Below are 11,500 nucleotides of genomic sequence, written 5' to 3' on the forward strand. Positions count from 1 at the left end.
TCAGGTCGCTTGTGGCTAACTAGGCCGCCCCCGCAAGCGACAGGATGCCCGTGAGAGCCGCAGGACGTTGGATGACAGGATGTGCCATGGCGCTGCTGGCGCTGTGGGTAGCCGGCCTGCTGGCCTACCAGTTGCCCGGGCCGGGCTGGCTGTCGGCGGCCGTGGCCGCGCTGTGGCTGGCGCTGGCCGGCTTCACTGCCTGGCGGGTGGCGCGTGGGCGCAGCCCGCGCCGCTGGACGGCCGCGGTGACCGCCTGCCTGGGGCTGGCCGGGCTGGGCTGGCTGCTGCTGACCCCGCGCCAGGACCGCGACTGGGCCGATGATGTGGCCCAGCGCCTGCACGTGGCCTCGTTCGATGGCCGCCATGTGGTGCTGGACAACGTGCGCGACTTCACCTGGCGCAGCGAAACCGACTACGACGCGCGCTGGGTGCAGCGCCGCTACGATCTGGACCAGCTGCGTTCGGCCGATCTGGTGCTGTCGTACTGGATGGGCCCGGCCATCGCCCACACGCTGGTCTCGTTCGGCTTCGACGATGGGCGCTACCTGGTGTTTTCGCTGGAAATCCGCAAGGAACGCGGCGAGGCATTTTCGGCCATCGGCGGTTTCTTCCGCCGCTTCGAAATGACCCTGGTGGCGTCGGAGGAAACCGACATCCTGCGCACCCGCACCAATGCGCGCGGCGAGGATGTGTACCTGTACCGGCTGCACGGCATGGACCGCGCACAGCTGAAAACCCTGTTTGCCGCCTATCTGGACGAGGCGCGCAAGCTGGATGAGAAGCCCGCCTTCTACAACACCCTGACCAGCAACTGCACCACCATCGTGTTCGACCTGGCGCGGCATATCGCACCGGGTCTGCCGCTGGACTACCGCCTGTTGTTGTCGGGCTACCTGGCCGAATACGCGCAGCAGGTAGGCGCGTTGACCCCGGGCGTGCCCTTCAACGAACTGCACGCGAAGGGGCGCATCACCCAGCGTGCGCTGCAGATGGCGCCGGGGCAGGACTTTTCCCGGGTGATCCGCCAGGGCGTGCCGGGTACCGGCCAGGACGAACAGCCATGAGCCTGCGCGCGATGATGGGCGTGGGCCGCCTGCTGCCGGCCGTGCTGGCCACGGTCCTGCTGCTGGGCAGCAGTGGCTGCGCGATGGTGACGGTGAAGCAGGTCGCGTCCAGCGACTCGCTGGTGAACAAGCGTTCGGATGTACTGAACACCGGCAAGCTGAGTCCAGCCTCGCGCGAAACGCTGAGTGCGGCCGGTCTGGACGAAGCGCAGTGCGAAAAGGATTTCCTGGTCTGCCGCAGCACCCTGCTGATGACCGACGACCTGAACGTCGAACAGCGGCTGTCCACCTTGTCCGAGCTGTGGGTGAAGGCGGCGCTGGCGCTGACCCCGAAGAAGCACGTGCAGGGCGAACCGCCGATGAGCGATGCCGCGCTGGATGCCTGGTTGGAAGCAGCGCGCTACGGCTATGCCTATCTGTTCCACAGCGGTCGCTCGCCGTCGGATCGTGCGTTCGAGGATCGCCAGACCCAGGTACGCGATTACTACAACTACGCCGCCGAGAAAGCGGCGGTGGTGCTGTTCACCCGTGCGCGTGCGGCGGCGCTGGCCGGCGAGGACTACACCCAGCCGCTGTCGGCCGGCAGTTGGACGCTGGCCTCGAACTACGGCCAGTTGCAGTTGAAGAGCATTCCCGCGCAGCTGGTACCGGCCGGCTCGGTCAGCTTCGTCGGCCTGCGCAGCACCTACCGCCGTGATGGCTTCGGTGCCGAACTGGTGATGGTGATGGACCCGCCGAAGCTGGTGGCGCCGGTGATCGCCGGCGACGGCCCGCAGGTGCAGGGCAGCGACAGCGGCGCTGGAGCATCGACGCCCCGCCGCGGGCGCGATACTGACGTGCCGGTGTTCAGCGAGATGTCGGCGATCAACGTGACCGCGCTGCTGCGCTTCCAGGGTGAAACGCTGGACGATGTGATGCGCACGCGGCGGGTGGAGCTGGATGCCTATTCGCCGGAAGCCACCGAACGCATCACCCTGCACGGCGAAAGCGTGCCGCTGGCCGGTAACTTCACCGCTGCCTATGGTCTGTGGCTGGCGCAGAGCGGCTTTGCCACGCAGTCGCTGCGTACCCTGTTCGGCCTGAGCGAAGGCATCGGCGAACCGCACATCTACCTGATGCAGCCGTGGGACCCGAACCGCCGCATCATCTTCATGCTGCACGGCCTGGCCAGCAGCCCGGAAGCCTGGGTGAACCTGGCCAACGAGATCATGGGCGACCCCGAGCTGCGCAGCCAGTTCCAGGTGTGGCAGGTCTACTACCCGACCAATGCACCGATTGCACTGAACCGCTACGAGATCGCCACCGCATTCAACCAGACGCTGAAGCATTTCGACCCGCAGGGCAGCGCGCCGGCGTCGAAGGACATGGTCTACATCGGCCACAGCATGGGCGGCGTGCTGGCGCGGCTGCTGGTCAGCGATTCCGGTGAAGTGCTGTGGGACGATCTGCTGGCCAGCTATGAGCTGAAGGGCGAACGCCTGAAGCGCGTGCAGGCCAAGCTGGGCCCGCTGCTGCACTTCAAGGCGCAGCCCCATGTCGAGCGCGCGATCTTCATTGCCGCTCCCCACCAGGGCACCGATATTGCCGGCAACAAGCTGGGCCGGCTGATCGGTCGGCTGGTGCGGTTGCCGCTGACCATCCTGGGCAAGTTCGAAGACGTGTTCCTGGCCCTGGCGCAGGCGGAGCAGCAGGTTGATGGCACCGCCAAGCCGAAGATTCCCAACAGCATCGACAACCTGAAGGCCAGCGACCCGTTCGTGAAAGCCGCCGCGCACCTGCCGATCGAGGCGGGGCTGAAATACCACTCGATCATTGCCCAGCGCAAACCGGAACTGCCGTTGCAGCAGTCCGATGATGGCCTGGTGCCGTACTGGAGCGCGCACCTGCCGGGCGCGCTGTCAGAGAAGGTGATCATTTCCGGCCACAGCGTGCAGGAAACACCGCAGGCGGTGCTGGAAGTGCGGCGCATCCTGCACCAGGACATCGACGAGGTGGGGGTTGTTGCCAAGCCGTGAGGCCTTGGGGTCGGAGCCGTTTTCTGCGAAAACGGATCCGACCCCGGGGTCAGATCCCTTTCCCGCGGAAAGGGCTCTGACCCCGCAGAACCATCACACCCGCCGCGCAACCACGGTAGCGAACACGGCCAGGCCGACGGTGATCGCCAGGCACAGCACATAGCCGGTGTGCGGCGCGGTTTCCACGAACAGGGCGAACAAGGCACCGGACACGGCCAGCGCCGTGGCCACGCACAGCGCTTCGCTCAACTGCAGCGCCGAACTGTTGCGGCCCTGTTCCTGCGGCGCTGACAGCGACAGGGTGAGCACCGACAGGCTGGCGTAGATCAGGCCCATGCCGAAACCGGTCAGGGCCCAGCCTGCCAGCGCCAGCAGCAGCGGCACCGCGTTGAACAGCACCGCCAGGGTGGCGGTGATGCCCACGCTCATCAGCACCGTGCCCACCCGCAGTAGGCGCTGGCGCGACCAGCCGCGCTGCTGGTGGCCCTGCAGCCACGAACCGGCGAACCAGCCCAGCGCACCCAGACTGAGCACCGCACCGGCCCAACTGGGCGAGAGCCCGCGCTCGCGTTGCAGCAGCAGCGGCAGGTACGCCTCGCAGGCGAAGAAGGCCGATGCGGCGACGCCGCGCAGCGCGATCACGCTGGGCAGGCCGCGGCGCAGTGCCAGGGTGCCGTTGGGCAACAGCCTGCGCGCACACCACAGCAATGCGATCAACGCCACGATCATGCAGGCCGCGGCCACGCCGCCGTGCTGCTGGCCGCCCACGTACAACAACAGGGCGGCCAACGCCGCGCCGCCCGCCCAGCGCACGCGGTCGTCGGGCTCGTCCGCGCCCGCAGGGGCTGAAACGCGCGCCGGACCGGCCAGGGCCGGCCGCAGCATCAGCGCCGCCGGCACCGCCAGCAATGGCACCAGCAGGAATACCCAGCGCCAGCCCAGGTGCTGCACGATCAAGCCACTGATCGCCGGTCCCACCAGTGACGGCACGACCCAGCCGGCGGAAAACGCGGCGAACACTTTCGGCCGCAGCGTTTCGGAATAGTGGCGGCCGACCATCACATACAGCGCCACCGAGATGGCGCCGCTGCCCAGCCCCTGCAGCAGTCGGCCAGCCACCAGCATGCCCATGCGCGTGGCCAGCCCGGCAAGCAGCAGGCCCAGCAGGAAGCTGGCCAGGCCCCACCACAGCGGGCGGGCGGGGCCGTCGCGGTCGGCCCAGCGTCCGGCCACGGTCATGCCGACCACGCTGGTGGCCAGTGTTCCGCCAAAGGCCAGCGCATACAGGCGCAGGCCGTCCAGCGCCTCGGCTACGGTGGGCATGGCCGCTGCCACCGCCAGCGCCTCGAAGGCCAGCAATGCAACCAGTACCACCATGCCCACGGTGGTGGCGCGGTGGGCAGGGGACAGAATGGAATCGGCCACGGGCGCTTGCGCCATGGCAACGGGGGAGTTGGTGTTCATCGGCAAACGATAGCAGTGCGGCGCTTGTGTTCACGCTGCGGAAGCGCCAGCATCGCACCTGAACCAAGGTTGAGGTCAAGCGATGGCGGAATCGGAACTGGCGGTGGGCGAGGTGGCGCGACGCAGCGGCGTGGCGGTGTCGGCGCTGCACTTCTACGAGCGCAAGGGGCTGATCAGCAGCCTGCGCACCGCGGGCAACCAGCGCCGCTACGCGCGTGATGTGCTGCGCCGGCTGGCGGTCATTCGCGTGGCGCAGCGGGTGGGCATGCCGTTGGAGGCAGTGGCGCGCGCGTTCGAGACCCTGCCGCAGGGGCGCGCGCCGACCAAGGCCGATTGGGCACGACTGTCGGCGCGCTGGCAGCAGGAGCTGGAAGAACGCATCCACATGCTGCAGCTGCTGCGCGATGAACTGACCGGCTGCATCGGCTGCGGTTGCCTGTCGTTGAAGCGCTGCCGGCTGGCCAACCCGGACGATGTGTTGGGCCAGCGCGGCGATGGCCCCATGCGCTGGGGCTGATCCGTTGCTGCCAGCGCCTACCAGACGGTGAGCGTCTCGCCGCTCTGGATGCCTTCCACCGCGCGCTGGAAGGCCAGCGCGGCGCGCTGCGCGGTCACCGCTTCAAAGCCCGGGAAGTACGGCCCGTAGGCCTCCATCGATTCCACCAGCACGTTCGGGCTGACCACGTTGATGCGCAGCCCGCGCGGCAGCAGTTCCAGCGCAGCAGCGCGAACGAAGCCTTCCAGCGCCTGGTTCACCGCGGTCGCGTTGGCGCCGTCGCGGATCGGCTGCGCGCTGACAATGCCGCTGGTCAGCGTGATCGAACCGCCTGCAGGCAGGTGATGCTGGGCGGCCAGTGCCAGACGCACCTGGCCCAGCAGCTTGTCCTGCAGGCCGCTGTTGAACTGGGCGGCGGTCATGCTCTGCAGCGGGCCGAAGTGCAGCTTGCCGGCGGTGGAAATCACCGCATCCAGCGGGCCGCTCTGCGCGAACAGCTCGGCCACGCTGCTGTCATCGGTCAGATCCACGCGCAGGCTGCCGCTGTTGCGGCCGGCGGTGATGATCTGGTGCTGCTGGCCCAGGTGGCGGGCGACGGCCTGGCCCAGCGTACCGCTGGCACCGACGAGCAGGATCTTCATGGCGACTCCAAGGCGAAGAGGTGAGGCGGCCAGTCTGCGCCGGGATCCATGGGTTTGGTAAGGTAGAAAAGGTTCGCTGATTGCTAATCAGAGGTTTGCAATGGATCTGTTGCGCTGCATGCAGGCGTTCGTGGCCGTGGCCGACCATGGCAGCTTTTCCGCCGCCGCCGAACACCTGCAGGTCTCGGCGGTGATGGTGGGCAAGTACATCCAGCAGCTGGAGGCGCACCTGGGCAGCGCGCTGCTGCAGCGGAATACCCGCCGCCAACGGCTGACCGACGCCGGGGTTACCTATCTGGCCGCTTGCCGCCAGGTGCAGGACCAGGTGCTGCAGGCCGAGGCCGACGTGGCGGGCCTGCAGCGGCAGCCGCGTGGCCTGCTGCGCATCAGCGCGCCCACCACCTGGGGCAGCTGCGTGCTGGCGCCCCTGCTGGCCGGGCTGCTGCGCGCACAGCCGGAACTGAACATCGAACTGGACCTGAGCAACCGCCGTGTGGACCTGATCGAAGACGGCTTCGATGCGGCGATCCGGGTTGGCCCGCTGCCGTCACAGGAACTGGTGGCGCGCCCGTTGCCGCCGTATGCGATGAGCCTGTGCGCGGCACCGGCCTATCTGCGACGTCGCGGCACACCGCGCACGCCCGCCGATCTGGCCGGGCATGACTGCCTGAGCCACCTGGCGTGGCGCGGTGGCCATGGCTGGCAGCTGGCCAATGGCGAACAGGTGGACTGGGAAGCGCGCTTGAGCAGTAATGATGGCCTGGCCTTGCGCGAGGCCGCAGTGGCCGGCGCGGGCCTGGTGCTGCAGCCGACGGCCCTGCTGGCTGCGGAGATCGCCGCGGGGCGGCTGAAGCCGGTGCTGCGCGACTATCTTCCCGAGCCACGGCCGATGCACCTGATCTATCTGCCCGATCGCAGGCCCAGGCCGCGATTGCAGTGCTTTGTGGAGTACGTGATGGAACAGCTGGGGTAGTTCAGGGTCAGGGGTCAGAGCCCTTTGCTGGCGCAAAGGGATCTGACCCCAGATGGATGATCGGTGGGTGCCGACCGTTGGTCGGCACATCGGGATCAATCGTTGGCGGCAGACAATTCCCGCCCACGTTGCTGCGCCGCGCGCAGCGCCTTGCCGACCAGCAGTTCAAACCCATCGGCCTGGAAGCTTTCGATCGCGGCCTGGGTGGTGCCGTTGGGCGAGGTGACCCGGCGGCGCAGTTCGGCCGGGCTCTCGCCGGCTTCATCCAGCATGCGCGAGGCGCCCAGCAGGGTCTGCACCACCAGCGTGCGCGCGGCGTCGGCTGGCAGGCCCTGGGCAATACCGGCCGTTTCCATCGCTTCTGCAAGCAGGAACACATAGGCCGGGCCGCTGCCGGAGACGGCGGTGACCGAATCCATCAGTGCTTCATCGTCGATCCACACCGTGCGCCCGGCGCTGGCCAGGACCTGTTCGGCCTGGGCGTGCTGCTGCACGTTGACCGCGGCGGTGGCATACAGGCCGGTCACGCCGGCGCCGAGCAGGGCCGGGGTGTTGGGCATTGCGCGCACCACCGGCAGGGCACCGCCCAGCCAGCGCTGCAGCTGCGCGCTGGTGATGCCGGCGGCGATCGATACGACCAACGGCGGGTGCTGCTGTGCCAGCCCCTGCAGGCTCTGGCAGACCCCGCGCAGTACCTGCGGCTTCACCGCCAGCAGCCACACGCTGCCCTGCGCGGCCGCATCGGCGGCGTTGTCATGGGTCTGCACGCCGAAATCATCGGCCAGCGCCTGCCGCAGTTCAGCGACCGGTTCGGCCACGTGAATGAGCGCAGGTGCCGTGCCCTGGCGGATCAGCCCGGCGATCAGGCTGCGCGCCATGTTGCCGCCGCCGATGAAGGTGATGGATGCCGCTGCCATGGAACAGTTCTCCTTGCGAATCAGGCCGGGCGCGGGCGCGCGCCGAACAGGGCGGTGCCGATGCGCACCAGGGTGGCGCCTTCGGCGATGGCTTCGGCGTAGTCGCCGCTCATGCCCATCGACAGGGTGTCCACGTGCGGGTGGCCGGCGGCCAGTGTCTCGAAAAGTGTGCGCATGCGCACGAAAGCTTCACGGCGCCGCGCGGCCTCGGGCCACGGCGCAGGAATGGCCATCAGCCCGCGCAGGCGCAGCGACGGTTCGGCGGCGATGGCCTGGGCCAGCGCATCCACCTGCTGCGGGCTGCAGCCGTGCTTGCTGCCTTCATCGTCGATGTTGACCTGGATGAGCACGTTCAGCGGCTCGCGCCCGGCCGGCCGATGGCGGGCCAGTGCGGTCACCAGCTTGGCCCGGTCCACGCTTTGTACCCAGTCGAAATGCGCCGCCACGGCCTCGGCCTTGTTCGACTGCAGGTGACCGATCAGGTGCCATTCCAGCCGCAGGTCCTGCAGCGCCTGCATCTTGGCCAGGGCTTCCTGCACGTAGTTCTCGCCGAAGGCCTGCTGGCCCTGCGCGGCCAGCGCGGCCACGGCCTGTGCCGGCTGGGTCTTGGAAACGGCCAGCAGGCGCGGGGGTGGCCGCCCGGCGGCCTCGGCGGCGTTGTGCAGGTTGCTCAGGATTTCGGGCAGGGGAGTGGGCACGTAACGCGTTCCGGTGTGACAGGAGGCTATACTGCCGCCCGGGGAAAGATCCTTCCAGTCGCAGCCGTTATTGGGGAGTAGCCGCTCATGGATATCGCCGAACTGTTGGCGTTTTCCGTAAAGAACAAAGCGTCCGACCTGCACCTGTCCGCAGGCCTGCCGCCGATGATCCGCGTGGACGGCGATGTTCGCCGGATCAACATTCCAGCCCTGGACCACAAGCAGGTCCACGCGCTGGTGTACGACATCATGTCCGACAAGCAGCGCCGCGATTACGAGGAATTCCTCGAAGTGGACTTCTCCTTCGAGATTCCGTCGCTGGCGCGCTTCCGTGTCAATGCCTTCAACCAGAACCGTGGTGCCGGTGCGGTGTTCCGTACCATTCCCTCGGAAGTGCTGACCCTGGAAGACCTGGCCTGCCCGCCGCTGTTCCGCGAAGTGATCCAGCAGCCGCAGGGCCTGATCCTGGTGACCGGGCCGACGGGTTCGGGCAAGTCGACCACGCTGGCGGCGATGATCGACCACATCAACAAGAACGAATACGGCCATATCCTCACCGTCGAGGATCCGATCGAATTCGTGCACACCTCGCAGAAGTGCCTGATCAACCAGCGCGAAGTGCACCGCGATACGCATGGCTTCAACGAAGCACTGCGCTCGGCGCTGCGTGAAGATCCGGACATCATCCTGGTGGGCGAACTTCGCGACCTGGAAACCATCCGCCTGGCGCTGACCGCCGCGGAAACCGGCCACCTGGTGTTCGGTACGCTGCATACCAGTTCGGCGGCCAAGACCATCGACCGTATCATCGACGTGTTCCCGGCCGGCGAAAAGCCGATGGTGCGCTCGATGCTGTCCGAGTCGCTGCGCGCGGTCATTTCGCAGGCGCTGCTGAAGAAAGTGGGCGGTGGCCGTACCGCGGCGTGGGAAATCATGGTCGGCACCCCGGCCATCCGCAACCTGATCCGCGAGGACAAGGTGGCGCAGATGTACTCGGCCATCCAGACCGGCCAGCAGTACGGCATGATGACCCTGGACCAGCATCTGCAGGACCTGGTCAAGCGCAGCCTGATCACCCGCAACCAGGCGCGCGAGTACGCCAAGGACAAGCGTCTGTTCGAGTAAGGACGGCTTCGGCGCGGCGGCCCGCACAGGCGTGGTCGCCGCATTGACGTTCCGCCATCGACCGATCTCTGGCACATGCCCATTGGGAGCCCGCCATGAACAGCACCGCCAGCACCATCGATTTCACTTCGTTCCTCAAGCTGATGGCGCACCAGCGCGCCTCCGACCTGTTCATCACCGCCGGCATGCCGCCGGCGATCAAGGTGAACGGCAAGATCTCGCCCATCACCCAGACACCGCTGACCCCGCAGCAGAGCCGCGACCTGGTGCTGAACGTGATGACCCCGGCGCAGCGCGAGGAGTTCGAAAAGACCCACGAGTGCAACTTCGCCATCGGCCTGGCCGGGGTGGGGCGCTTCCGCGTCAGCTGTTTCTACCAGCGCAACCAGGTGGGCATGGTGCTGCGTCGCATCGAGACGCGCATTCCCACCGTGGAAGAACTGAGCCTGCCGCCGATCATCAAGACGCTGGCGATGACCAAGCGCGGCATCATCCTGTTCGTGGGCGCCACCGGTACCGGTAAATCCACCTCGCTGGCGGCGATGATCGGCTACCGCAACCAGAACTCGACCGGCCACATCATCACCATCGAAGACCCGATCGAATTCGTGCACAAGCACGAAGGCTGCATCATCACCCAGCGTGAAGTGGGCATCGATACCGACAGCTGGGAAGCGGCGCTGAAGAACACCCTGCGCCAGGCGCCGGACGTGATCATGATCGGCGAAGTGCGCACCCGCGAAGGCATGGACCACGCCATCGCCTTCGCCGAAACCGGCCACCTGGTGCTGTGCACCCTGCACGCCAACAACGCCAACCAGGCGATGGACCGCATCATCAACTTCTTCCCGGAAGACCGCCGCAACCAGTTGCTGATGGACCTGTCGCTGAACCTGAAGGGCGTGGTTGCGCAGCAGCTGGTGCCGTCGCCGGACGGTCGCTCGCGCAAGGTCGCCATGGAAATCCTGCTGGGCACGCCGCTGGTGCAGGACTACATCCGCGATGGCGAGATCCACAAGCTGAAGGAACTGATGAAGGAATCGGTCCAGCTGGGCATGAAGACCTTCGACCAGAGCCTGTTCGAGCTGTACCAGGCCGGCGAGATCAGCTACGAGGATGCACTGCGCTACGCCGATTCGCAGAACGAAGTGCGCCTGCGCATCAAGCTGAGCCAGGGCGGCGACGCACGCACGCTGTCGCAGGGCCTTGATGGGGTGGAGATTTCCGAGGTGCGCTGAGCGCCCGGACAATGCCGGGGTGAACGCACCCCGGCGGCGGCTGCAACCTGACGGGGATGCATATGGACATGCCGGCGCAGCGCAACATTGTGCTGATCGATTACGAGAACGTGCAGCCCTGTTCTCTGAAGGGGCTGGTCGCGCCAGGCTTCAAGGTCATCGTGTTCGTGGGCAGTGCGCAGACGAAGATCCACATCGACGTGGCCGAGGCGATCCATGCTCTGGGCAGTCACGGGTGCTACGTGCGCTGCAAGGGGCAGGGACCCAATGCGCTCGACTTTCATATTGCCTTCCACGTCGGTGAACTGCTCAGCAGCGACTCGAAGGCGCGCATCCACATCATTTCCAAGGACACCGGCTACGATCCGCTGATCGCCTATCTGCGCGGGCGACAGTTCGCGGTGTCCCGCAGCGTGTCGATAGAGGCGCTGCCGATGTTCCGCAGTGCGGCCGCGAGCACGCCGGTTGCGGCCAAGCCCCAGGCAAAAACAACGGCCAAGCCGATGAGTGGGCAGGAGTGCCTGAAGTATGTTCATGGGTGGCTGGTCAAGGTGGGCAGCAAGCGCCCTGCGTCGATCAAGTCGTTGGGCAATGCATTGGCTGGGCATGTGCCGCAGGAGCGGATTCCCGGCGTGATTGCCGAGCTTCAGCACAGGAAGTGGATGGTGGTGGAGGGAGGCAAACTTCGTTACCAGCTGAGCAAGTTCAGCGCCTGAGGCGGCTGCAAAGGCGGGGTTTCGCCCGGTTGACCGCGCTTTCGTAGCGTCGAGCTTGCTCGACTGATGGCCCGCGTAGCGCAGGGCAGTCGAGCAAGCTTGTATGTTCCCGCCGGCTCCTACGAGGTATGTAGGAGCCAGGGTGGAGGGACC

Annotated in this window: 11 protein-coding genes; 7 read left to right on the top strand and 4 right to left on the bottom strand. The window is 67.0% G+C overall.

The features are described 5' to 3' along the window. Nucleotides 1–86: 86 nt before the first annotated feature. Nucleotides 87–1,064: a DUF4105 domain-containing protein gene (locus G4G00_RS03140; RefSeq protein WP_164271127.1), complete on the top strand. Its 978-nt coding sequence runs from the start codon at nucleotides 87–89 to the stop codon at nucleotides 1,062–1,064. Beyond that, nucleotides 1,061–3,079 carry an alpha/beta hydrolase gene (locus G4G00_RS03145; RefSeq protein ID WP_164271130.1) on the top strand — a complete coding sequence of 673 codons (2,019 nt, stop codon included), beginning with the start codon at nucleotides 1,061–1,063 and terminating at the stop codon, nucleotides 3,077–3,079. Before G4G00_RS03140 ends, G4G00_RS03145 begins: the two co-directional genes overlap by 4 nt. 93 nt (nucleotides 3,080–3,172) lie before the next feature. Here the strand turns inward: G4G00_RS03145 and G4G00_RS03150 are convergent, their stop codons facing one another. Further along, on the bottom strand, nucleotides 3,173–4,543 hold the full coding sequence (locus G4G00_RS03150) for an MFS transporter (RefSeq protein WP_164271133.1): 1,371 nt from the start codon (nucleotides 4,541–4,543) through the stop codon (nucleotides 3,173–3,175). Between the two features lie 82 nt (nucleotides 4,544–4,625). Between G4G00_RS03150 and soxR the strand changes: the two genes are divergently transcribed. Beyond that, nucleotides 4,626–5,060 (top strand): redox-sensitive transcriptional activator SoxR, encoded by a 435-nt coding sequence (gene soxR, locus G4G00_RS03155; protein ID WP_108748775.1) that lies wholly within the window; start codon nucleotides 4,626–4,628, stop codon nucleotides 5,058–5,060. Between the two features lie 17 nt (nucleotides 5,061–5,077). Here soxR and G4G00_RS03160 read toward each other — a convergent pair whose 3' ends face one another. Beyond that, a complete protein-coding gene (locus G4G00_RS03160) occupies nucleotides 5,078–5,680 on the bottom strand; it encodes a short chain dehydrogenase (protein WP_108752362.1) in 603 nt (200 codons plus the stop codon). Between the two features lie 100 nt (nucleotides 5,681–5,780). Between G4G00_RS03160 and G4G00_RS03165 the strand changes: the two genes are divergently transcribed. Continuing rightward, entirely contained in the window at nucleotides 5,781–6,653 is an 873-nt protein-coding gene (locus G4G00_RS03165) for a LysR family transcriptional regulator (protein WP_164271136.1), read from the top strand. A 95-nt stretch (nucleotides 6,654–6,748) separates the two neighbouring features. On the opposite strand, the gene proC is transcribed toward G4G00_RS03165, so the two are convergent. Further along, nucleotides 6,749–7,570 carry a pyrroline-5-carboxylate reductase gene (gene proC / locus G4G00_RS03170; protein ID WP_164271139.1) on the bottom strand — a complete coding sequence of 274 codons (822 nt, stop codon included), beginning with the start codon at nucleotides 7,568–7,570 and terminating at the stop codon, nucleotides 6,749–6,751. A gap of 20 nt (nucleotides 7,571–7,590) precedes the next feature. Beyond that, on the bottom strand, nucleotides 7,591–8,268 hold the full coding sequence (locus G4G00_RS03175) for a YggS family pyridoxal phosphate-dependent enzyme (RefSeq protein ID WP_108752365.1): 678 nt from the start codon (nucleotides 8,266–8,268) through the stop codon (nucleotides 7,591–7,593). A gap of 87 nt (nucleotides 8,269–8,355) precedes the next feature. Between G4G00_RS03175 and G4G00_RS03180 the strand changes: the two genes are divergently transcribed. The 3 genes from G4G00_RS03180 to G4G00_RS03190 all read left to right on the top strand — a co-directional run bounded on the left by G4G00_RS03180 (nucleotide 8,356) and on the right by G4G00_RS03190 (nucleotide 11,347). Beyond that, nucleotides 8,356–9,393, top strand: a complete 1,038-nt coding sequence (locus G4G00_RS03180; protein WP_108748780.1) for a type IV pilus twitching motility protein PilT — start codon at nucleotides 8,356–8,358, stop codon at nucleotides 9,391–9,393. A 95-nt stretch (nucleotides 9,394–9,488) separates the two neighbouring features. Continuing rightward, nucleotides 9,489–10,631, top strand: coding sequence for a PilT/PilU family type 4a pilus ATPase (locus G4G00_RS03185; protein ID WP_108748781.1), 1,143 nt, complete (start codon nucleotides 9,489–9,491; stop codon nucleotides 10,629–10,631). A 68-nt stretch (nucleotides 10,632–10,699) separates the two neighbouring features. Further along, complete coding sequence (locus G4G00_RS03190; RefSeq protein WP_164271142.1) at nucleotides 10,700–11,347, top strand: PIN domain-containing protein; 648 nt, start codon at nucleotides 10,700–10,702, stop codon at nucleotides 11,345–11,347. Nucleotides 11,348–11,500: the final 153 nt, after the last annotated feature.

Origin of the sequence: Stenotrophomonas sp. B1-1 (assembly GCF_010894375.1) — a bacterium.
Classification (GTDB): Bacteria; Pseudomonadota; Gammaproteobacteria; order Xanthomonadales; family Xanthomonadaceae; genus Stenotrophomonas.